The sequence below is a fragment of the Flexivirga sp. YIM B11880 genome (assembly GCF_058148645.1).
This window is the reverse complement of record NZ_JBMAMH010000003.1, coordinates 299981-321842: the sequence shown is the minus strand read 5'-3', so window position 1 is coordinate 321842 and position 21862 is coordinate 299981. Positions and strand designations below refer to the sequence as shown.

Annotated in this window: 18 protein-coding genes; 9 read left to right on the top strand and 9 right to left on the bottom strand. The window is 70.5% G+C overall.

Annotation, left to right across the window (positions count from 1 at the left end; genetic code table 11):
• Positions 1-613: HNH endonuclease (locus ACN8HC_RS07575; protein ID WP_490074209.1), on the top strand; the 613-nt coding region annotated here is incomplete at its 5' end.
• A gap of 6 nt (positions 614-619) precedes the next feature.
• On the opposite strand, the gene ACN8HC_RS07570 is transcribed toward ACN8HC_RS07575, so the two are convergent.
• The 3 genes from ACN8HC_RS07570 to aceA all read right to left on the bottom strand — a co-directional run bounded on the left by ACN8HC_RS07570 (position 620) and on the right by aceA (position 4780).
• Positions 620-1633, bottom strand: a complete 1014-nt coding sequence (locus ACN8HC_RS07570; RefSeq protein ID WP_490074208.1) for an agmatine deiminase family protein — start codon at positions 1631-1633, stop codon at positions 620-622.
• Positions 1634-1689: 56 nt separating this feature from the next.
• The gene (gene aceB, locus ACN8HC_RS07565; protein ID WP_490074207.1) at positions 1690-3381 is read right to left on the bottom strand and encodes a malate synthase A; all 1692 of its coding nucleotides are present in this window, start codon (positions 3379-3381) and stop codon (positions 1690-1692) included.
• A gap of 106 nt (positions 3382-3487) precedes the next feature.
• The gene (gene aceA / locus ACN8HC_RS07560; protein ID WP_490074206.1) at positions 3488-4780 is read right to left on the bottom strand and encodes an isocitrate lyase; all 1293 of its coding nucleotides are present in this window, start codon (positions 4778-4780) and stop codon (positions 3488-3490) included.
• 181 nt (positions 4781-4961) lie between these two features.
• On the opposite strand from aceA, the gene ACN8HC_RS07555 reads away from it, so the two are divergent.
• A complete protein-coding gene (locus ACN8HC_RS07555) occupies positions 4962-6632 on the top strand; it encodes a helix-turn-helix domain-containing protein (protein WP_490074205.1) in 1671 nt (556 codons plus the stop codon).
• 6 nt (positions 6633-6638) lie between these two features.
• On the opposite strand, the gene ACN8HC_RS07550 is transcribed toward ACN8HC_RS07555, so the two are convergent.
• On the bottom strand, positions 6639-10154 hold the full coding sequence (locus tag ACN8HC_RS07550; RefSeq protein WP_490074204.1) for an ATP-binding cassette domain-containing protein: 3516 nt from the start codon (positions 10152-10154) through the stop codon (positions 6639-6641).
• A gap of 129 nt (positions 10155-10283) precedes the next feature.
• Between ACN8HC_RS07550 and ACN8HC_RS07545 the strand changes: the two genes are divergently transcribed.
• The 4 genes from ACN8HC_RS07545 to ACN8HC_RS07530 all read left to right on the top strand — a co-directional run bounded on the left by ACN8HC_RS07545 (position 10284) and on the right by ACN8HC_RS07530 (position 13450).
• A complete protein-coding gene (locus tag ACN8HC_RS07545) occupies positions 10284-11618 on the top strand; it encodes a serpin family protein (protein ID WP_490074203.1) in 1335 nt (444 codons plus the stop codon).
• A 169-nt stretch (positions 11619-11787) separates the two neighbouring features.
• Positions 11788-12261: a 30S ribosomal protein S16 gene (gene rpsP, locus ACN8HC_RS07540; RefSeq protein ID WP_490074202.1), complete on the top strand. Its 474-nt coding sequence runs from the start codon at positions 11788-11790 to the stop codon at positions 12259-12261.
• A gap of 5 nt (positions 12262-12266) precedes the next feature.
• Complete coding sequence (locus ACN8HC_RS07535; protein ID WP_490074201.1) at positions 12267-12503, top strand: RNA-binding protein; 237 nt, start codon at positions 12267-12269, stop codon at positions 12501-12503.
• Positions 12504-12658: 155 nt separating this feature from the next.
• Positions 12659-13450, top strand: coding sequence for a DeoR/GlpR family DNA-binding transcription regulator (locus ACN8HC_RS07530; protein ID WP_490074200.1), 792 nt, complete (start codon positions 12659-12661; stop codon positions 13448-13450).
• A gap of 5 nt (positions 13451-13455) precedes the next feature.
• Here the strand turns inward: ACN8HC_RS07530 and ACN8HC_RS07525 are convergent, their stop codons facing one another.
• Genes ACN8HC_RS07525 through ACN8HC_RS07510 form a run of 4 tightly spaced genes read right to left on the bottom strand, consistent with a single transcriptional unit; the run spans position 13456 to position 17028 of the window.
• Complete coding sequence (locus ACN8HC_RS07525; protein WP_490074199.1) at positions 13456-14292, bottom strand: class II fructose-bisphosphate aldolase; 837 nt, start codon at positions 14290-14292, stop codon at positions 13456-13458.
• Positions 14289-15218: a 1-phosphofructokinase family hexose kinase gene (locus ACN8HC_RS07520; protein ID WP_490074198.1), complete on the bottom strand. Its 930-nt coding sequence runs from the start codon at positions 15216-15218 to the stop codon at positions 14289-14291. Before ACN8HC_RS07520 ends, ACN8HC_RS07525 begins: the two co-directional genes overlap by 4 nt.
• Positions 15215-16141 carry an ROK family protein gene (locus ACN8HC_RS07515; RefSeq protein ID WP_490074197.1) on the bottom strand — a complete coding sequence of 309 codons (927 nt, stop codon included), beginning with the start codon at positions 16139-16141 and terminating at the stop codon, positions 15215-15217. The genes ACN8HC_RS07520 and ACN8HC_RS07515 overlap by 4 nt, the downstream gene beginning before the upstream one ends.
• The gene (locus ACN8HC_RS07510; RefSeq protein ID WP_490074196.1) at positions 16138-17028 is read right to left on the bottom strand and encodes an SIS domain-containing protein; all 891 of its coding nucleotides are present in this window, start codon (positions 17026-17028) and stop codon (positions 16138-16140) included. The genes ACN8HC_RS07515 and ACN8HC_RS07510 overlap by 4 nt, the downstream gene beginning before the upstream one ends.
• 162 nt (positions 17029-17190) lie before the next feature.
• Between ACN8HC_RS07510 and nagA the strand changes: the two genes are divergently transcribed.
• From nagA to trmD, 3 genes are read left to right on the top strand one after another with little or no spacing between them, the layout of a single operon-like run.
• The gene (nagA, locus tag ACN8HC_RS07505; protein ID WP_490074195.1) at positions 17191-18297 is read left to right on the top strand and encodes an N-acetylglucosamine-6-phosphate deacetylase; all 1107 of its coding nucleotides are present in this window, start codon (positions 17191-17193) and stop codon (positions 18295-18297) included.
• Positions 18297-18821, top strand: coding sequence for a ribosome maturation factor RimM (gene rimM, locus ACN8HC_RS07500; protein ID WP_490074194.1), 525 nt, complete (start codon positions 18297-18299; stop codon positions 18819-18821). Before nagA ends, rimM begins: the two co-directional genes overlap by 1 nt.
• A 2-nt stretch (positions 18822-18823) precedes the next feature.
• Positions 18824-20008: a tRNA (guanosine(37)-N1)-methyltransferase TrmD gene (gene trmD, locus ACN8HC_RS07495; protein ID WP_490074193.1), complete on the top strand. Its 1185-nt coding sequence runs from the start codon at positions 18824-18826 to the stop codon at positions 20006-20008.
• Here the strand turns inward: trmD and ACN8HC_RS07490 are convergent.
• Positions 19977-21776: a DUF5107 domain-containing protein gene (locus ACN8HC_RS07490; protein WP_490074192.1), complete on the bottom strand. Its 1800-nt coding sequence runs from the start codon at positions 21774-21776 to the stop codon at positions 19977-19979. The genes trmD and ACN8HC_RS07490 overlap by 32 nt on opposite strands.
• Positions 21777-21862 lie beyond the last annotated feature (86 nt).

Sequence of the window (21862 nt, the reverse complement as noted above, 5' to 3'; positions counted from 1 at the left end):
CGAGCGCGTGACCGGCCGCGCCCGTACCCAGGACCCGCTCGGGGTGTGCGTGAACCTGCTGATGGGCTTTGACACTCTCTTCGGTGACACCCCGGCCCACGCACCCGGCTACGGGCCGGTGCCGGCCGACCTGGTCCGCGACTGGATCACCGCCGGCGACCCGACCGGCCCGGTGCTGCGGCGGCTGTTCGCTCATCCCGGGACCGGCGACATCGTCGGCATGGACTCCCGCGCCCGCCGCTACCCCGGCCTGCTCGCCCGGCTGATCCTGTTCCGCGACCAGACCTGCCGCACCCCCTGGTGCTCCGCCCCGATCCGGCACACCGACCACATCGAACCCCACGCGGGCGGCGGCGAAACCAGTGAACGCAACGGGCAAGGGTTGTGCGAACCGTGCAACCACGTCAAGGAACACCCCGACTACGACCTCACCGGGCACGCCGGACAAACCATCACCCGCACCGGCGGATTCACCCTGATCAGCCGACCACCCGCCCCACCAGGCCACCCACCACCGACAACCTCATATCCCGAACGCACCATGATGGACGTGGTCTTCGCCCACCACCTCCGTCGCCGCGACGACGAGAAACGACGGCACGACGAAGACTGAGGCCGATCAGACCTGCGGCACCGACGGCTGCTGCTGGGTGATGCAGTGAACCCCGCCGCCGCGTGCGAAGAGCGGTCGCGCGTCGACGGTGACGACCTTCCGCCCCGGATACGCCTCGGCCAGCACCGCCACCGCCTCCGCGTCGTGCGCATCGTCGAAGGAGCACGCGACAACCCCGCCATTGACGACCAGGTGGTTGAGGTAGCTGTAGTCGACCGGCCCTTCCTCGTCCTCGAGGACCGCCGGTGCCGGCACCTTACGGATGTCCCAGCTGCGACCGGCCGCGTCCGTCGTCTCCTTCAGCGCCTGCTCGATCTCCTGCATGACCGCCTGATCCGGGTGTGCCGGGTTGCGCTGGTCGTGCAGCAGCAGCACGCCGGGGGAGGGGATCGCCGCGACGATGTCGACATGACCGCGGGTGCCGAAGCGCTGTGAGTCGCGGGTGAGACCGCGCGGCAACCAGACCACATGGGTCGCGCCGATGGTGCGTGCCACCTCCGCCTCGATGTCCGCCTTGGTCGCCTCCGGATTGCGTCCCGGATCGAGCTGGACAGTCTCCGTGACGAGCACGGTGCCTTCGCCGTCGACGTGAAAACCGCCGCCCTCGTTGACGATCGACGACTCGATTCGTGGGACACCGGCCTGCTCCAAGACGTATGACGCAACCTTCGCGTCGTGGTCCCAGGTCGCCCAGTCCTGCCCACCCCAGCCGTTGAAGGTCCAGTCCACCCCGGCGAGAGCGCCGTCGTCATACACGAAGGTCGGGCCGATGTCGCGCATCCAGGCGTCGTCGAGCGGGGTCTGCACGATCTCGACCTCGGCGGACAGGTAGCGACGGGCGACCTCGACGTCCGCCGGGTCGACGACCATCGTCACCGGCTCGAACTCCAGCACCGCATGCGCCACGGCCGCCCACGTCGACCGCGCCTCGTCGGCGTCGGCCGGGGTGTCACCCAGCGTGTAGCCCTGCGACGGGAACGCCATCCAGATGCGGTCCTGGGGCGCGGTCTCACTCGGCATGCGGCGGCTCATGTGCCCAAGATTCCCACATGCCGGCGGGCGGCCGTGGCCCAGTGTCAGGCGGCAGGCTCGGCGTCCGCCTGGCCGCTGTCGACCTTCTCCGACTGGCGCAGGTCCTCCGGGCTGGTCGGCTTCATCCGCAGCGCGTGCTCGGTGAGATAACGCACGTAGGCATAGTTGGTGAAGAAGCCGGGCAGGTAGTCGCTCAGGGCGACGAAGTTCAGCACCTCGCGCGCCGCTTCGAAACGGGCCGCCGTCACGTCGTCCTGACCGCGCGTCAGCTTCGTCATCTCCTCGTCGATGACCCGCTCGAGCAGGTCACGGGTGACCTGCGGGCCCTCCGCGAGCTGCGACTCGTGATGCAGCCACTGCCACAACTGAGCGCGTGAGATCTCAACGGTCGCAGCGTCTTCCATCAGGTTGTCGATGGTGATCGCACCCTTGCCGCCGACCCAGGAGGCCAGGTAGCGCAGCGACACCGACACGCTGCGCCGGACACCGTTCAGACTGATGGTCTGCTGAATGCCCTCGAGCGAGGTCAGGTCGCGTGCGTTCACCGCGACCGCCTGCCGCAGTGCACGCTGGTCTGTCCGGTCGCCGAGCACGTTCCGGTATGCCGCGAGGCAGGTCTCCACGACCGCGGGGTGCGCGACCCACGAGCCGTCGAAGCCCGCCGTCGCCTCCCGCTGCTTTTCTGCGGTGACCTTGGCAAGTGCGCGGTGGCGTGACTCCTCGTCATGACCGGTCGGGTTGACCGCCGCGGGCCCGCTGATGGCGTACGCCCACCGCTTGTGGGAGGTGGCGATCAGCAACTGGGTGAACGCGCGCAGGAACGGCGTGGTCATGGTGATCTTGTCGCGGTCCGGCAGCACGAACTCATCGCCGCGATGCGCGAAGGTCCGCACATAACTGAAGACGTAATCCCAGCGTCCTTCGGCCAAACCGCTGCAGTGCGAACGCAGTTCGTAGAGGATCTCGTCCATCTCGAACGCCGCCGGCAGCGTCTCGATGAGCACGGTTGCACGGATCGTCCCCTGCGGTATGCCGAGCGTCCGCTGTGCCAGCACGAAGACGTCGTTCCACAGGCGTGCTTCGAGGTGCGACTCGATCTTGGGCAGGTAGAAGTAGGGCCCGACGCCGTTGTCGATCAGCTGGGTGGCGTTGTGGAAGAAGTAGAGCCCGAAGTCGAAGAGCGACGCCGAGATCGGCCGACCGTCGATCGTGATGTGCTTCTCGCACAGGTGCCAGCCGCGCGGTCGCATGATGATCGTCGGGCCGTCGCCTTCGGTGGTCAGCGTCGACCCGTCGGACGACTGGTAGCGCAGCTCGCCGCGGATCGCGTCATACAACGTGATCTGGCCGTCGATGATGTTCTGCCAGGACGGCGCGACACCGTCCTCGAGGTCCGCGAGCCAGGTCGAGGCGCCCGAATTCATCGCGTGCGCAGCGGTGTTCGGAGTGGCCGGGGCGACCAGCTCGCAACGGCGGTCACGCAGGCCGGGTGCCGGTGCGGCGACCTTCCACGTGGGGTCGGCGCGGATGGAGGCCGTTTCGGGCAGGAAGTCGAGGTCCGCGCCGGCGTCGATCTCCTTGGCGCGCCGCCGCCGTTCGGCGAGCAGCTCGGCCCGTCGGCCGGCGAAGGCGCCGTCCAGAGTGGCTACGAAGGCAAGTGCTTCCGGGGTCACAATCTGCTCGAAGCGCGGGTGCATGGTGCCGTGCACCACTGGTGTGCCGTGCGTTTCACACATGACAGGTGTTCCTTTCCGGGTTGCGAATTGCCTGGGGTTTAGTGACCCGGGTCTGCGTGGCCGGAGCCAGGTGACCACGCAGACCCGGGTAGTCGGGGGTGAAAGGTCAGAACTGCGCGGCCTCGGTCGAGCCCTTGAGCGCGGTGGTGGCGCTGTCCGGGTTCAGAGCCGTCGAGACCAGGTCGAAGTAGCCGGTGCCGACCTCGCGCTGGTGCTTGGTGGCGGTGTAGCCCTGTGCCTCACTTGCGAATTCGCGCTCCTGGACCTCGACATACGCCTTCATCTGCTCCTTGGCGTAGCCGTGGGCGAGGTCGAACATGGAGTGGTTGAGCGTGTGGAATCCGGCCAGCGTGATGAACTGGAACTTGTAGCCCATCGCGCCCAGCTCGCGCTGGAACTTCGCGATGGTGTCGTCGTCCAGGTGCTTCTTCCAGTTGAACGACGGGCTGCAGTTGTAGGCCAGCATCTGGTCTGGGTAGTCCTCGTGCACCGCGTCCGCGAACTTCTTGGCCAGCTCCAGGTCCGGGGTGCCGGTCTCCATCCAGATCAGGTCGGCGTACTCGGCATACGCCTTGGCGCGGGCGATGCACGGCTCGATGCCGTTGCGCACCTTGTAGAAGCCCTCGCCGGTGCGCTCACCGGTCAGGAACTCACGGTCCCGCTCGTCGACGTCGGCCGTCAGCAGGGTCGCCGCCTCGGCGTCGGTGCGCGCGATGACGACCGACGGGACCCCACAGACGTCGGCTGCGAGCCGCGCCGCGTTGAGGGTGCGGACGTGCTGCTGGGTCGGGATCAGCACCTTGCCACCGAGGTGGCCACACTTCTTCTCGGAGGCCAGCTGGTCCTCCCAGTGCACACCGGCGGCACCAGAGGCGATCATCGACTTCATCAGCTCGAAGGCGTTGAGCGGACCACCGAAGCCGGCCTCGGCGTCCGCGACGATCGGGACCAGCCACTCGTCGACGGTCTTGATGCCCTCGGCGAACTCGATCTGGTCGGCCCGCAGCAGCGCGTTGTTGATGCGTCGGACGACGGCCGGCACCGAGTTGGCCGGGTAGAGCGACTGGTCGGGGTAGGTCTGCCCGGCGAGGTTGGCGTCTCCGGCCACCTGCCACCCGGAGAGGTAGACCGCCTTGAGGCCGGCCTTCACCTGCTGGACGGCCTGGTTGCCGGTCAGCGCGCCGAGCGCGTTGATGAAGTCCTCCGAGTGCAGCTTGTCCCACAGCTGCTCGGCGCCGCGGCGGGCGAGCGTGTGTTCCTCCTGCACCGTGCCGCGCAGCCGGATGACGTCCCCGGCGGTGTAGTCACGCGTGACACCGGCCCACCGGGGGTTGCTGTGCCACTCGTTCTGCAGAGCGGTCTCCTGCTCGGTGGTGCTCGGCTGCTGCTGGCTGCTCATGATGACTCCCTGGTCCTTTCCGGACGTGCGGTGCGTTCGACTGACACAACTCTGGGGCAGCCGACGGCGGAATCGACACCAGGTTTCGGATAAAGAATCGCGCTTTTTACGATAGTGTGCCCACATGCCCCGAGTTTCCTCGCCTTCCACCTCGACCGCCCGTGTCAAAAACCGAGCGCCTATGATGCACGACACACGGGAGACGGATCGCGGCCGGCTCACCAGCCCCGGCTCGAAGGAGACGGTGAAGGAGCCGGTCAACGCACCGGACGCGCTGACGGTGGGCCGCCGGGTCCGCCACGTGCGGCAGGAGGCCGGACGCACCCTGGGGGACGTTGCGGCGGCGGTCGGTATGTCGACCTCGGCGCTGTCCCTCATCGAGAACGGCAAGCGAGAGCCGCGCTTGTCGGTGATCTCCGCACTCGCGCAGGAGCTGTCCACCTCGCTCGCCGAGTTGCTGTCGACGGCGCCGCCGAGTCGCCGTGCCGCGCTGGAGATCCGCCTGGAACGCGCGCAACGCCTCCCGTCATACGAGAGCCTCGGCCTGCCGCGGGTGAAGGTGAGTCCTCGCCTGCCGACCGAGGCGCTCGAGGCGCTCGTCGGGATGCACGAGGCCATGGCTGCCGCGCGCGCGGACAGCGCGGCAACGCCCGAGCACGCTCGTCGGGCCAATGCCGAGCTGCGCGAGCGGATGCGCGCCGCCGACAACTACTTCGGCGAGATCGAGGCAGAAGCGGGCAAACTGCTCGGGGCCATCCATCACCCCGGCGGACCGATCAGTCGGGCGGCCGTGGACCGGATCGCCGCACAACTGGGTTACAAGCTGGTGCACACCTCCGACCTGCCGGGGTCGACGCGCACCGTCACCGATCTGCAGAACAAGCGCATCTACCTCCCGCAACCCGAAGCAGGACAACACGATTCACGCTCGCTGGCGCTGCATGCCGTCGGCCACCTGGTGCTCGGTCACCAGCCACCCGCCGACTACGCCGAGTTCCTGTCGCAGCGTGTCGAGATCAACTACTTCGCCGCGGCGCTGCTGATGCCGGAGAGCGAGACCGTCGACTTCCTGCGACGCGCCAAGGCCCAGAAGGACATCGCGATCGAGGACCTGCGCGACGCCTACGCCGTGTCCTACGAGACGGCAGCGCACCGCTTCACCAACCTGGCCACCCATCACCTCGACATCCCGGTGCACTTCATGCGGATCAGCCAGGACGGGGTGGTCTACAAGGCCTACGAGAACGACGGCGTGCAGTTCCCGACCGACCCGACCGGCGCGATCGAGGGCCAGCGGGTATGTCGCTCGTGGACGGCGCGCCGGGTGTTCGAGCAGCCTGATCTGTCCCAGGCCTACCAGGCCTACACCGACACCCGCTCCGGCACCTACTGGTGCACCGCCGTCGTCGACCGCACCCGCGATGGCCTCTTCGCGGTCAACGTCGGGGTGCCTTACCACCACGTGAAGTGGATGCGGGGCAGGGAGACCACCGAGCGCGCGGTGTCGCGCTGCCCCGANTACACCGACACCCGCTCCGGCACCTACTGGTGCACCGCCGTCGTCGACCGCACCCGCGATGGCCTCTTCGCGGTCAACGTCGGGGTGCCTTACCACCACGTGAAGTGGATGCGGGGCAGGGAGACCACCGAGCGCGCGGTGTCGCGCTGCCCCGACCCGAGCTGCTGCAACCAGCCGCCGGCAGGCCTCGCCGAGCGCTGGGCGGGCCAGGCCTGGCCGTCGGCGCGGGTGCACTCACACCTGCTGGCGGCCATGCCGCCCGGGGTCTTCCCCGGTGTCGACGACACCGAGGTCTACCGCTTCCTGGAGCGGCACGCGGCGGCCGCCGGCTGAGGCCGGTCAGCCGGCCAGGTGATCCCACTCGCCGGCGAGGTCCGACCAGGGCCCCACCGCGGCGACGACGCCGTCGATGAGCACGACGACCCGGTCGGCCTGCGCCAGCGCCGCCCGCTTCGAGGTCGCACCCACCACGGTGCTGTGCCGCTCCCGGAGCGCCGCCCACAGCTCGACCTCGGTCGTCGCGTCCAGTGCGCTGGAGACGTCGTCCGCGAGCAGCAGCTCACTGTCCGTCGCCAGCGCACGGGCGAGCGCCAGGCGCTGCACCTGTCCGCCGGACAGCCGCACACCCCGGTGACCGATGACCGCGTCGGGACCGCCGGCCGCCTCGACATCCTCGGTCAGCCGGGCGGTCGCGACCGGCTCGTCGAACGGTCGGAACCGATAGCCGAGTTGCACGTTGTCGGCGAACGTTCCCGACAACACACGGGGCACCTGGGCGACGTGCGCGACGCACGCCGGGCGCAGGAATGCCTGCCCGTCGGTGACCTGTTCGCCGTTCCAGGTGAGCGAACCGCTGTGCGACAGCAGGCCGGCCAGCGAGCCGAGCAGACTGGACTTCCCCGAGCCGATCTGGCCGAGCAAGAGGACGAACTCGCCCCGCCGGACCGTGAGGTCGACATTGCTGACGCCGATCGTGCCGTCGTCGTGGATCGCGGAGAAGTCGCGGACCGCCAGCTCCTGCAATGGATTTCGCGGCACGTCCGGCGGTGCCGGTGCGGTGCCGGCCACCAGGTCGATGCCTTCCGGGATGCTGACCAGGTCGACGCCGCCGGCGAACCGGCTGGTGGCCTTCTGCCACGCGCGCGCACCGGGAGCTTCGGTCACGACGGACCCGGCGACGCGGCCGAACCAGTCGAAGCCGCTCACCGCATTGGCAACCAGAATCGCGGTCGCGAGACCCCACACACCGCGCAGGTATGCCGCCCAGGCGACGACGACACCCGCCTGCACCAGCACGATCGGCACGCCGTCGAGCACCGCGCGGACCCGGTGCTCGGAGACCGCAGCTTCGACCCGGCCGCTGTCGACCTGCTGCAGGTGACGGTGGACCTCGGGAGTGCGGGCGGCCAGTTTGACGGTGCGGGCCGACTCCAGTGCCGAGACCAGCGCCCGGCCGAAGTTGGCACGGGTGGCCGACGCCTTCGCGGCGGAGCGGCCGGCGATCGGGCGTCCGCCCGCTGAGGCGATGGCCGCACCGAGCATGACCGCGATCAGGACCAGGCCGGCGAGGACGGTGCCGCCGATGACGGCGGTGACCACTGCGATGAGCAGACCGTTGATGAAATCGACCCACCGGTCGGCGTATTGGGCGTAACGGTCGGCGTCCAGCGCGCGACCCATCACCTCACCGGGGGGCGTCTTGACCAGCCGGTGCCCGCGGGTCTGACCGAGCAGCACCTGCATCCTCGTGCGCAGCAGCACCTCGACCCACCAGCGCGGGTAGCGGCGGATCGCCTCGGACAGCATCAACGGGCCGGCGATCAGACAGATCACCAGGACGATCGCCAGCGTCGACGGGGTCCGCCCGTCCTTGAGATCTTCCACGGCGTTGCCCCACACCAGCCCGGTGACGGCACCGAGTGAACCGAGCAGGGCCGAGCCGAAGAACAGGCCGATCGCCATCAGGCCCCAACGCGGCGTGATGGCCAGTGCGTGCGCGACGCCGCGGCTGAGGGACGGACCGTGTCCCGGGTCGGGCAGCTCCGGGGGAGTGCCGGTGCGGCGTCGGCCGCCGACCTGTGCGCCTGCGGACTCCGGCGTCGACTCCTGTTCGGTGGCCGCCGAGGCCTCGAGCAGTGACCGGAACGGGCCGGCCGTGCCGGCGAGGCGCTCCCGGGGACCGCTCTGCACGAGCCGGCCTCGGTCGAGCACCGCGACCTGCTCCGCCCGCGCGATCGTGCTCAGTCGGTGGGCCACCAGCACACCGGTGCGGCCGGCGAGCAGATGCTCGGCCGCCGACACGACGCGCCGCTCGGTGAGCGGGTCCATCCGGGCCGTCGCCTCGTCGAGCACGACGACGCGCACATCGCGGACGAGCAGCCGGGCGAAGGCGACCAGCTGCTCCTCGCCGGCGGACAGCGAGGTGCCGCTCGGTCCGAGCACGGTGTCGAGCCCGTCGGGCAGGCTGTCCACCCAGTCGGTGAGGCCGAGTCGCGCGACGGCGTCGACGATCGTCGCGCGCGGGATGTCGGCGAACAGCGCGATGTTCTCGGCGAGCGTGCCGACCAGCAACTCGGTCCGCTGGGTCACGACACCGACCGCGGAGCGCAGCTGCTCCAGGTCGAGCGTGGTGACGTCGGTGCCGCCGAGGAAGACCATCCCGGGCGGCGGCTCCACCGCGCGCGACAACAGCGACGCGAGGGTCGACTTGCCCGATCCGGTGCGCCCGACGAGCGCGACCGTGTGTCCGGCGGACACCTGCAGGTCGATGTCCTGCAGCGCGAACGTGCCCTCGCCATACGAGAATCGGAGTCCGTCGAGCCGTATGTCGAGCGGCGTCCGCGGAAGCGCGGCGCCCCCCGTGGGCTCCGGCTCCACGGCCAGCATCTGGCGCAACCGGATGACCGCGCCGATGCCGGTCTGCAGATCGGGCAGGTGACGGGCGGTCATGTCGATCTGACCCACGAACGTCGTCGTCACCAGGAAGAGGGTCACGACCGCGGCCACCGACATGCCGCCGCTGGAGACGAGGCCGATGCCGATGACACCGACGCCGGCCAGCATGGCGTGCAGCAGCACGCTGGCGCGCAACGTGAGCAGCCACTCCAGGTGCAGCACGCTGCGGAATCGCTCGTGGATCACCGAGGACAACCGGGCGAGCCGGGCGACCGCGAAGGGCTGGCCGAGGCTGGTGCGCAGGTCGTCGGCACCGGCGATGCCTTCTTCGAGCGCTGCGGCATGGTCGGTCCAGGAGATCTCCTCGGCGACCTTGCGCCGGGCCAGCTCACCGAGTTTGGGCTTGATCACGGCGAACGTCACGGACGCGATGACGGGGAAGAGCAGCCAGGCAGGCCACCAGGTGAGCCCGGCGATGATCCACATCGGCACCAAGGCGACGAGGGTCTGCAGCAGGCGCCACACCTGCTGGCGCAGCAGCGTGCCGACCTCGTGCGTGTCGTCGTCGACGCGGTCCAGGACCTCACCGACCGCTTGCTCCGACAAGGCCGAGAGTGGCTGGTGCAGTGCGGCGTTCAGCAGGTCGCCGCGAAGCGTGCCCTCGGCGCGATCGATGATCGACGCCCAGAAGAAACGCCCGACGGTGTCGAGCAGCGCTCCGCCCACGACGCACAGCGTCAGTAGCCAGACGAGCGCGTTGGTCGGATGTGCGGCGAGACGACCGGCGACCACCGTGCCGAGGACCACACCGAGCACGCCGACGACGAGCACGAGGAGGGTGAATGCGGTGGGTATGCCGGCGAGTCGCCGCCAGTTCAGCTGACGACGGTGATCGTGTGGGGAAGTGCCCGGAGGCGTGCCGACGGCGCCGCCGGAGGCGCGAGTAACGGTGGTGGTCATTGGTTCTCACGCTACGCGTCGGCACCGACGGGGTCATTTCATTTTCGGGCGGCCGTGCCGACGCAACCTCGGGGGTGCGCGATGCGTCCTGCAGAGTGGAAGGCCGAGACGTCCACGAAGGGGTAACCAATGAATCGTCGACAGGCTTTGCAATCGCTGGCGCTGGTCTCGCTGGGCGCGGCATTGGCCGGCTGCGACTCCGGCTCGGGTGCCGGTCGGGGATCGAGCACCAGAACCGGTGCGCCATCGTCGAATTCGATGGACACGGTCGCGCCGAACTCCGATGGGGTGGTTGCCGTCCAGGCGGCGCGGATGACGCCCGGCCCGGAGGCTCGGGCAGGCGCCGACCTGACCAGCTTCGGCGTGAAGCTGCTGCTGAAGGATGCGCAGATCGCGCCCACCGCGAACGGATCGATCAGCCCCTATTCGATCTACGCGGCGCTCGCAATGACCGACGCGGGCGCGATCGGCATCACCGAGTCCGAGCTGGCCGACCTGCTCGGTGGGGACCAGGCGCGGCAGGCCGGCAACGTCACCGCGATCGACGCCGTGGTCGCGCGGGCCGTCGCGGCCAGCAAGCAGCAGGGCACGGGCGACGCCGCGGTCGTGCGCGCAGCCAATTCGTTGTGGCCGGACAAGCAACTGCCGGTTCACCGCGACTATCTGAAGCGGCTGGCCAGCGGGTATGGCGCGGAGTTGCACGTCGTCGACTACCAGCACGACCCCACGGGCGCGATGAAGCAGATCAACGGATGGGTGAGCGAGCGCACCAACAAACTGATTCCACAGCTGCTCGGCGCGGGCTCGGTCACCACCGCGACTCGGCTCGAGCTGGTCAACGCGCTCTATCTCAAGGCCGGCTGGGCCAAGGACTTCTCGAAGCCCGGCCAGCCGCAGGCCTTCACCAGTGCCGACGGCAGCCAGGTCAAGGTCGGCTACATGGATGTCCACTCGGCGATGTCCATGGCGCAGGGCGCGGGCTGGCAGAGCGTCACGATCCCGTATGTCGGCCGGGGGATGGCGATGACCATCGTCCTCCCGGAGAGAGGCCGCTTCGGTGCGGTGCGCTCCTCGCTCGCCTCGGTCCTCCCGGCCGCGACGAAGAGCACGACGAGCGGCTCCGTCGCGCTGTCGATGCCGCCGTTCCACATCGACACCCGCAGCAAGCTGGCGCCCGCCCTGCAGTCGCTCGGCGTGCGACAGCTGTTCAGCCCGACGTGCGACCTCTCCGGGATCGCCGGCCGGCCGGGTCAGCTCAGGGTCAACTCCGTCACCCATCAGTCGGTGGTGAAGGTCGACCAGCACGGGACCGAGGCCGCTGCCGCCACCGCCGTCGGCATCCAGGCCGGCGCGGTGCAGCAGATGCCGAAGCAGATCGTCGTGGACCGGGCGTTCTTCTTCGTCATACACGACACCGCGACCGGCGCCCCTCTCTTCCTCGGCCAGATCAGCGACCCGAGCTAGCCGATTCGGTCCTGGGCGCGCACTCTGGCAGAATGACGGGCGTACCCGTGCGCCCGTGAGGCCCTCTCACCTCGTGCCGCGCACGCCTACCCCCGAGCAACGGCCCCCCGGGCGTGTCCCCACCCCGGTCTTGCCGCTGCTCATCAACATGTTGAAGGAGACCACACACGTGGCCGTCAAGATTCGTTTGAAGCGCCTGGGCGCCATCCGCAACGCTCAGTACCGCATCGTCGTCATGGACTCGCGCACCAAGCGCGACGGCCGGGCGATCGAGGAGATCGGGCTCTACCACCCGAAGGAAGAGCCGAGCCTGATCAAGGTCGACTCCGAGCGGGCACAGTACTGGCTGGGCGTCGGTGCCCAGCCGACCGAGCAGGTCGCCGCGATCCTCAAGGTGACCGGTGACTGGCAGAAGTTCAAGGGCGAGCCGGGCGCCGAGGGCACCCTCAAGCTCGCCGAGCCGAAGGCCGACAAGAAGGCTCTCTACGAGGCGGCGCTCGCTGCCGCGCAGAACGCCTCCGACGGCGCCGGCAAGGGGTCGGCGACGACCTCTCGCAAGAAGGCTGAGCCGAAGGCCGAGGAGACCGAGCCGGCGAAGGCCGACGAGGCGCCCGCCGCTGCGGACACCGCCTCCGAGGGCTGAGCCCCGTGCTGGAGGAAGCACTCGAGCACCTGGTCAAGGGCATCGTCGACCACGACGAGGACGTGACCGTGCGACGTGCGAACGGCCGACGCGGCGACCTGTTGGAGGTCCGGGTGCACCCGGACGACCTGGGCCGGGTCATCGGGCGTTCCGGGCGCACCGCGTCCGCGTTGCGTGAGGTGATCAAGGCGCTGGCCGGCGGGAAGAACGTGCGCGTGGACATCGTGGACACGGACCGCTGATCCACCGTCGTCAAGGGGTATGTCGTGAGCCTGCTCGCGGCATACCCCTTCGGCATGTGCGGCGTCTGCCGGCATTGAGCGGACCTGACTCGACAACTGCAGCATTTTGACGCAAACTTCCGCTCAAGGATCAACAATCGTCAAGGGGTGCGGCTGTGCGCAAACATGAGCGGTTCAACGCGATCCTGGAGCGCATCGCCGCGGACGGCAGCATCGATGTCGACCAACTCGTGTCGGAGTTCGGGGTGTCGCCCGCGACCGCCCGGCGCGACCTGGACGACCTCGCCGACCAGCAACTCATCTCGCGGACCCGCGGCGGCGCGGTCGCCGGTTCGGTCAGCTACGACCTGCCGCTGCGCTACAAGAACGCCCGGCAGTCCGATCAGAAGCGCCGCATCGCCGACCGGGCGGCGCAGCTGATCGAGCCGCAGTCGGTGGTCGGCTTCAACGGCGGTACGACCACCACCGAAGTGGCGCGCAGTCTGTCCTCGCGGGCCGATCTCGCCGAGGGTGAGACCGGCGCGCTCACCTCGCTCACCGTCGTCACCAACGCGCTCAACATCGCCAGCGATCTGGCCGTCCGGCCGCAGTTGAAGGTTGTCGTGATCGGCGGCGTCATACGGCCCCAATCGTTCGAGCTGGTAGGGCATTTCGCCCGGCCGGTGATCGAATCGTTGACCATCGATCTGCTCTTCATCGGGGTCGACGCAGTGTCGGCGCAGTTCGGCGCCGCCACCCGGCACGACGACGAGGGCGAGATCAACCGCGAGATGGCCAACCGCTCGCAACGCGTCGTGGTGGTGGCCGACGGGATGAAGCTCGGCAAGCGGGCCTTCTGCACCATCTGCCCGCCCGACCGCATCGACATGTTGCTCACCGACGACGGCGCGGACCCGGCGGTGCTGCGCGAGTTCGAGGCCGCCGGGATCGAGGTCGTGCTCGCCTAGATCCTTCAGACGAGCCGCAGCAGGCGCTCGACCTCGCCCGCGATGGCGTCGCGTCCGGCCGACAGGTAGGGCCGCGGGTCGACCTTGCCCGTGGCGACCAGCGCCTCGCGGACGGCGCCGGTGAAGGCGACATTGAGGGCGGTGCCGACGTTGATCTTGGTCATGCCGGCGGCCACCGCCGCGCGCAGTTCGTCGTCCGGCACGCCCGAGGAGCCGTGCAGCACCAATGGCACCCCTGCCGCGTCCCGCAGCGAGCCGATCAATTCGTGGTCGAGGGTCGCCGTCTTGTCGGTCATCGCGTGGCTGCTGCCGACCGCGACGGCCAACGCGTCGACACCGGTCGCCGCGATGTATGCCGCTGCCTCGCCCGGGTCGGTGCGGACGCCTGCGGCGTGCGCGCTCGCCGGAGCGTCGGGTTTGCCACCGACATAACCGAGTTCGGCTTCGACATACAGGCCCAGGTCGTGTGCGCGCCCCGCGACCTCCGCGGTCGCGGCGACGTTGTCGGCGTACGGCAGGGCGCCGGCGTCGAACATGACCGAACTCGCGCCGAGTTCGGCACCGCGCAGCGCAAGGCCCGGATCGGTGATGTGGTCCAGGTGCACCGCGAGCGGTGTCTCGGCGACCCGTGCGACTGCGACCGTCGCGGCCAGGATCGCCTCGGGACCCTTGTGGAACGCGATCGTGTTGTGGCTGACCTGCAAGACGCACGACTTGCCGGCAGCGATCGCCCCGGCTGCGATGGCTTCCGCGTGCTCCAGTGTGACGACGTTGAAGGCGAACACCGGCGCTCCCGAATCGTGTGCGCCCCCAACGAGTTCGGCCGTGCTGACAAGAGTCATGACATCTCCTGGATGGTGGTGCGAGCCTCGTGGTCGGCCGCGATCGTCGGGTCGAGTTCGCCGGCAGTTGGCCGTGCGACGGCCGCCGCTGCCCAGGCGGAGGCGCGCCGGAGGCGATCCGGCCAGCCGAGACCGACCGTCATCGACGCCGCGAGACCGGCGGTGAACGCGTCACCCGCACCGGTCGGATTGCCGCTCACCGTGCGGGCGCTGCGGCCGGCGAAGCGGCCGCCGTCGGTCCGCGCCGCGACGCCGGCGGCGCCACGAGTGATGACGACGTCGCACGCGCCGAGTCTTTGCAGCTTCTCCGCGGCAGCGAAAACGCCGTCCAGCGAATCGGTTTCGATGCCCGTGCACGCGCCGGCCTCGTGTTCGTTGATCTTCACCACGGCCGGGCGCGCGGGTAGTGCGTCGCGCAATGCCGGCCCGTCGCAGTCCAGGATCGCCGGTGTGCCCGCGCTGCGCGCGATCTCGGCGAGCTGCCCGTAGGCGTCGCCCGGCACTCCGCGCGGCATACTGCCGGAGATCGTGACGACGTCGGCGTCGCGCACGAGGGACGCGAAATCAGCTCTGTATGCTTCCCATTCGGCATTTGTGAGCACCGGCCCCGGTTCGTTGAGGACGGTCGCGTCGCCGTCATCGGTGACCACCGTGACGGTCTGCCGGGTGGACGCCGCGATCGGTGTCAGCCGGTGCGCGATGCCGGCCTCGTCCAGTCCGCCGGTCAGGTCGGCGCCGGTGCTGCCGCCGCAGGGTCCGGTGACCACTGCGTCGACGCCCTGCTGGTGGAGTACGGCGGCGACGTTGACGCCCTTCCCGCCGGCTCGCCGCCGGACCTGCAGCACGCGGTGCGACGTGCCGGGCCGCAGCTGCGCCACGGTGTAGGTGACGTCGACTGCCGGATTGAGGCAGACAGCGACGATCATCGGTGCGCGGCCTCTGCCGCGGAACGCGCGAGGATGCCGGCGCCCAGCAGACCGGCCCGACCCCCGAGCGGTGAGGCGACGAGTTGCGGCACGGAGCGCCACGGCATACCGGCGGCCACCGCCTTCGCCGTCGGTATGACGAGGGCGTCACCGGACTCGGAGAGCCCGCCGGCGAGGACGATGCGGGCCGGGTCGGTGAGCAGCGCGCCGCACACCAGAGCACGCGCGAGGGTGTCGGTGACGACCTGCCACACGGCTGCCGCGTCGGGATCGCTGCCGAGCTGGGCGACGATGTGTGCGGTGTCGACGGTGCGGCCGGTCCGCTCGGCATACAGCCGGGACGCACCCCGGGCGGAGGAGAACATCTCGGTGCAGCCGAACGCGCCGCACCGGCAACGCACTTCGGGGTCCCCGACAGGGATGTGACCGATCTCGCCGGGCGTGCCGGTCGCGCCCCGGACGACATGGCCCGCGGAGACGACGACCGAGGCGATGCCGGTGCCGAGCACGACGATCAGCGCGTCCGGGACGCCGGCGGCGGCGCCGAGGGTGAGCTCGGCCAGCCCGGCGGCGTGCACGTCGTGACCGACGGCCGTCGGGACGCCGAGGGCCGAGGTCAGGACGTCGCGCAGCGGGGCGTCGCGCCAGCCGATGTTGCTCGCGTAACGGGCGATGCCGGCTTCGGGGTCCACCACTCCGGGAACGACCACGCCGGCCGCCTGCACGGGCGTGCCGGCGTCGGCCGCCGCGGCGGCACGCTCGGTCGCCAGGCCGGCGAGGGCGGCGATCACGGCATCCGGTCCCTCAGTGAAAGGAGTGGGCACCGCGCGCCGAAGCGTCTCCGACCCGTGATCGTCGAGCACCGCCGCCTTGATCGAGGTGCCGCCGACGTCGACGGCAAGCACCGGCCCCCCTGTCGTCACTGCTCGGACAGAACGACCGAACGGGTCAGCGCACGGGGCTCATCCGGGTTCTTGCCCGCCGCCTGGGCGATTGCGACGGCGACCCGCTGTGCGGTCGTGAGGTTCGCCATCGGGTCGGTGTCAGCGTGGACCAGCAGCGCTCCGGTGGCTGCCACCTGGCCGGCCAGGCCCTGCGGCACGTCGCCGAAAACCCACACGACAGAACGCTGGTCGACGATGCTGATCGGTCCGTGGCGGAACTCCATCGCCGGGTAGGACTCGGTCCAGGACTGCGACGCCTCCCGCAGCTTGAGCGCCGCCTCGTTGGCCAGCCCGACCGTCCAGCCGTCGCCGAGGAAGCTGAACTGCGTCGCTGCGACCCACTCGGGCGCCAGCGGGGTGGCGAGTTCGGTGCGCGCGTCGGCGATCGCCCGGGAGAGGTCTTCGCCGACGGCGGCGCGCCACCAGGCCAGCAGGCTCGTCGCGAACCGGGTCTGCACGACCGATTGCTCGTCGGCGAAACCGAGCAGCACGTGGTCGGTGGCGAGCGGCACCACCGGGTGGCCGGCCTCGGTGGTGACGACGGTGGAGCGCTGCTGGGGGCCCAGCTCCCGGAGCAGGTCGATGACCTCGGTCGTCGTGCCGGAGCGGGTGATCGCGACGACCCGGTCGTAGTGGCGGCCGGTCGGGAACTGCGACGCGGCGAACGCGTCCGTCTCGCCCTGCCCGGCCTGCTCGCGCAGCACGGCCGCGGACTGCGCCATGAACCACGACGTGCCGCAGCCGACGACGGCCACGCGCTCGCCCCGGGCCGGCATCGCTGCCGCGGACTCCGGCGTGGCCGCCACCTCGACGGCGCGCGCCCATACTTCGGGCTGGCTGGTGATCTCGGCCTCGACGTGCGACACGGGGGCTCCTTCAGGGTGATGCTGCGGCGGCAGATGACGGTTCGTGCGTGTTTACGCGGAGTTTAACGCAGTTTCGGTCACCGCTTGGTCGCATTGGTGCATCTTCCGTCGCGGGACCGGGCCGGATCCGGCGCGTCGCCGATGTGGTGTTCGATTGACCCCATGACAGACGTGCTGCTGACCGATGCGCGGGTGCTCACGCCGGACGGCGTGGTGGACGGCGCCGTGGCGATCGCGGACGGGCGCGTCGTCGACGTCGGCCCCGCCGCCGCCGAGGGTGAGTCGCTCCGCGGACGGCTCGTGGTGCCCGGCTTCGTGGACCTCCATGTGCACGGCGGCGGCGGCCACGACATGACGTCGTCCGCCGAGGACGTGGCGGCTGCCGTGCGCTTCCACCGGGCACGCGGGACGACCACCACGCTGGTCTCGTTGGTGACGGCGCCGGTCGACGCACTGTGCGAGCAGCTCGGCTGGGCGGCCGACCTCGCGGACGCGGGTGAGGTGGCCGGCGCGCACCTGGAAGGCCCCTTCCTCTCCCGCATCCGGTGCGGCGCCCAGAACCCCGAGCACCTGCTCGAGCCCGACCTTGCGGTGTTCGGCCGGTTGGTGGAGGCGGCACGCGGCCACCTGAAGGTCATCACGATCGCGCCGGAGTTGCCCGGGGCGCTGGAACTGGTGGACGCCGCACTGCAGGCCGGGGTCATCGCGGCGGTCGGCCACACCGACGCGTCATACGAGCAGGCGGCCGCGGCGTTCGAGCGCGGTGCGACCCTGGCCACGCACCTGTTCAACGGCATGCGGCCGATCCACCACCGCGAACCGGGGCCGGTACTGGCCAGCCTGGACGCCGGCGTTCCCTGTGAGGTGATCAACGACGGCATCCACCTGCATCCGGCGGTGCTGCGTGAGGTGCTCGCGCGGGGGAACGACCGGCTGGTGCTCATCACCGACGCGATGGACGCGGCCGGTGTCGGCGACGGTGAATACGTGCTCGGCGGTCAGCAGGTGTGGGTCCGCGACGGCGCCGCCCGGCTGGCGAACGGCTCGCTGGCCGGCAGTTCGCTCACCATGGACAGCGCCTTCGCGCGAGCGGTGGGTGACGGCGTGCCGCTGGAGGTCGCCTCGTCCGCGGCGTCGGCCAATCCGGCGCGCGTGCTCGGGCTGGCCGATCGCGGCACCGTGACCCCGGGCGCGTGGGCGGATCTGCTGGTGCTGGACGCGGACCTGCAGGTATGCCGGGTGATGCGCAGCGGTGAGTGGGTGAAGTGATGAGCGATGACAGCGACGACGTCGTGGTCGCCCGGATCGGGAAGCCGCACGGCCTGAAGGGCGAGGTCACGGTGCGGCTGCACACGGACGCACCCGAGGACCGCTTCGTCGTCGGTGCCGTCTTCCGCGCCGACCCGGCCGGGAACGGCCCGCTGACCTTGCGAACGCACCGCATCCACAACGGCGTTCACCTCCTGTCGTTCGAGGAGGCAGCGGACCGGACCGCCGCCGAGGGCCTCCGGGGCACTCGGCTGCTGATGCCCGCGGACGACACCGAGGAGGAGGACGCCTGGTATGCCGAGGACCTCGTCGGACTGGAGGTCGTCAATCCGGCCGGGGAGCCGCTCGGCACTGTGGTGGAACTGCACGACCGGCCGGCGCAGGATCTGCTCGAGGTGCGGCTCACGAACGGCAGTACCGGCTACGTGCCGTTCGTCGAGCAACTCGTCCCGGTCGTCGACATCGCCGCCGGCCACATCGTCGTCGACCCGCCGCCGGGCCTGTTCGACCTGACGGAGCACTGACCGTGCGCATCGACATCGTCTCGATCTTCCCCGAATATCTGGCGCCGCTCGACCTGTCGCTCATCGGCAAGGCCCGTCGCGACGGGCTGATCGACCTGCGGGTGCACGACCTGCGCGGCTTCACGCACGACCGGCACCGCACGGTCGACGACACACCGTACGGCGGCGGTCCCGGCATGGTGATGAAACCCGAGCCCTGGGCTGAGGCGCTGGACAGCGTTGCGGCTGGCTCAGATTCGCGACCGACGTTGATCGTGCCCGGCCCCGGCGGCCAGCGTTTCGACCAGTCCATGGCGCGCGCGTTCGCGCAGCGCGACCACCTCGTCTTCGCCTGCGGTCGCTACGAAGGCATCGACGAGCGCGTCTACGAGCACGCGGCCCGCGGCTTCGACGTGCGCATCGTCTCGCTCGGCGACTACGTGCTCAACGGCGGCGAAGTGGCGGCGCTCGCCGTCATCGAGGCCGTCGCACGGCTGATCCCCGGGGTCATCGGCAACGCCGAGTCGCTGGTCGAGGAGTCGCACGAGGACGGCCTGCTCGAATATCCGGTCTACACCAAGCCCGAGCACTGGCACGGTCTGTCGGTGCCGCAGGTGCTGCTCTCCGGCGACCACGGCAGGATCGCGGCCTGGCGCCACGAGCAGCGGTTACGCCGCACCGCCGAACGCCGGCCCGACCTCCTGCCACGGCGCGCGGCGGCCACGACCGGCGAGCTCGACATCCGCGTCGCCACCCCGGCGGACATCGGCGAGTTGCTCACCATCACCCACGCCTGCTGGCTGCAGGAAGGGATCGCCAACCGCACCCTCGACATCCCGGCGCAGCACGAGACCACGCAGTCCCTCACCGAGTCGCTGCGCGAGTGGACGACGTATGTCGCGCGCCTCGACGGGCGACTCGTCGGCGCGGTGCGCGGCCGCCTGCAGGACGGTCCGGGCGGCTCCCGCACGGACTGGCACATCGGCCGGCTGATGGTCGCCCCGGACCTGCACGGACGCGGATTCGGCCGCGCGCTACTGGACTTCATCGAGCAGGCAGCACCGGAGAGCGTCACGTCATACAGCCTGCTGACCGGCGCCGCGAGCGAACGGAACCTGCGGATGTACCGCCGGGCCGGTTTCCGGATCATCGACCGCGACGACCCGCCCGGCACGGTCAGCCTGGCAAAGCGTCGCCGGTCATGCTGAAGTCGAGGGCCGCGGGCAGCGGTCGGTCCGGACACACCTGACGCCACAGGTCACCGACCACGCGGTCGCCTTCGGCCAGGTCCGGCACCTCGAGGTCGCGCAGCACCTCGGCCGCTTCGGCGTCGCGACCGAGCGCGTGCAGCGCCTGCGCCCGCAGCAACCGGGTCCGGCCGTGCTCCCGCAATCCTGTCTCCGCGGCGTCGATCACCTCGAGCGCTGCCCCGGGCCGCCCAGCGTCCAGCAGCACCTGCACGTGTTCGGTGAGCAAGCCGCGCGTCGCCGGATCCAGTTGTCGTGCTTCGGCATACAGCTGCGCCGCCTCGGCCGGATCATTGCTCAGCACGGCCAGGCCGCGCAGCGCCACCGCCGTCGGCCGGCGGGCGAGACTGTCCCGGTAGTGCGCGATCGCGTCCGCGGTGGACCCGTCGAGGTGTGCCGCCACCCCCAGAGCATAGGAGCGCCACCAGCCCGCCGGGGCCGCGCTGATCACCGCGCGCCACCGCGGCGAGATCGGCGGCAGCAGTGGCTCGTCGATCTGCTCGCCGGCGAGGAGCGCCGCACCCAGTCGGCTGTCGTCCGCGATCGTCGGGAAGGCGACACCGTCCGGGGCCGCGCTGCCCCGGAGCGCCAATTCGACCTGGCCCCAGCCGGATCCCTCACTGACCAGTTGCGCCGGCGCCCGCGTCGCGAAGTCGCTCAGCCAGCGCTGATGCCACTGCTCGAGGTCGGTCGCCGGGACAGCGGCCGCCACCGCGGACGCCGCCGCGGCGGCCGCCGCCCTGAAATCGCCCGCCACGGCCGCCGGGTCGAGCCGGACCGGACCGAACGCCTCGGTCCACGAGCGTTCCGAGGATCCGTCGATCAGGTCGTGCTCGAGCTGGGTGGCGCACACCCCGGCCTGGATCTCGGCATACGCCTGATCGCCGACCAGCCATCGCTGCCACCGCCGGCCGCCGGCCGCGTGGCCCCAGAGGAACAGTTTGCGACCGTGCAACTCGTCGGTCGACGTCTGCGCGAGGCCCGTGCCGTCCGGTTCGACCGCGGTGACCGAACGCCCCGCCCGGTCCGCCACGTCGAAGAAGTAGTCGGCGGACGCGGACGAGGCCGCCGGGTAGCTGATGTCGACCGATCCTTCCGGCTGCGGAACCGGCACCAGATCGAGCGAGCCGGAGTAGCTCGTGCGCCAGGCATGGGTGGCCGGCGTCAGCACCCGGGTGCCCGCCGTCTCCGGGACGGCGATATTGGTCCAGTAGTAGAGCGGTTTGGCCTCCCGATCGGGGTTGATCACCCGGGTCGAGGCGAGCAGGCGGTCACCGGCGAGGGACAGGTCGATCGCGAGCACCAGGTCCCGCGTCCGCTCCCACTCCCACAACCGCAGTCCCTGGCCGGTGGGTGAGTCCACCACCGCTGCGTGCATCGGCCGGCAGGTCGTGGTCGCGTGCCCGGTCGAGCCGAGGTTCCACTCGATCCCGCCGGCGAACCACGCGTCGGTCAGGGCGAACCCGGCGAAGCGCAGCCGCTCCGGCACCAGCAGCAACTCGCGGTCGGCGCGCAGGTCCCGCAGCGACCAGACCCGCCCGCCGAGCGTGGGCAGCACCGTCGCGCGGAGGACGCCGTTGTCGAGGACGATCGCGGGCAACTCGAGCCGGTGCTCGGCGCGGTCGTAGTCGCGCTGCACGCCATACGGCAGGGGACTGCCGAGTCGACCCCGCGCGACCCGCTCCCGCATCGGCGCTGGGGCATCCGCCGACAGCGAGGTCGTCGTCATCGCGCGGACCGGCCGGTATGCCGGGAGCGGGCTCGTACCACCCAAATTCGATCCCGTCACGGCGAGGCGGGTGGTCCGGACCGCGG

Bases quoted from the DNA above. Each gene is read 5' to 3' on its own strand.
- ACN8HC_RS07570 (WP_490074208.1), bottom strand. From the start codon at position 1,633: ATGCCGAGTGAGACCGCGCCCCAGGACCGCATCTGGATGGCGTTCCCG.
- aceB (WP_490074207.1), bottom strand. From the start codon at position 3,381: ATGTGTGAAACGCACGGCACACCAGTGGTGCACGGCACCATGCACCCG.
- aceA (WP_490074206.1), bottom strand. From the start codon at position 4,780: ATGAGCAGCCAGCAGCAGCCGAGCACCACCGAGCAGGAGACCGCTCTG.
- ACN8HC_RS07550 (WP_490074204.1), bottom strand. From the start codon at position 10,154: ATGACCACCACCGTTACTCGCGCCTCCGGCGGCGCCGTCGGCACGCCT.
- ACN8HC_RS07545 (WP_490074203.1), top strand. From the start codon at position 10,284: ATGAATCGTCGACAGGCTTTGCAATCGCTGGCGCTGGTCTCGCTGGGC.
- ACN8HC_RS07525 (WP_490074199.1), bottom strand. From the start codon at position 14,292: ATGACTCTTGTCAGCACGGCCGAACTCGTTGGGGGCGCACACGATTCG.
- ACN8HC_RS07520 (WP_490074198.1), bottom strand. From the start codon at position 15,218: ATGATCGTCGCTGTCTGCCTCAATCCGGCAGTCGACGTCACCTACACC.
- nagA (WP_490074195.1), top strand. From the start codon at position 17,191: ATGACAGACGTGCTGCTGACCGATGCGCGGGTGCTCACGCCGGACGGC.
- rimM (WP_490074194.1), top strand. From the start codon at position 18,297: ATGAGCGATGACAGCGACGACGTCGTGGTCGCCCGGATCGGGAAGCCG.
- ACN8HC_RS07490 (WP_490074192.1), bottom strand. From the start codon at position 21,776: ATGACGACGACCTCGCTGTCGGCGGATGCCCCAGCGCCGATGCGGGAG.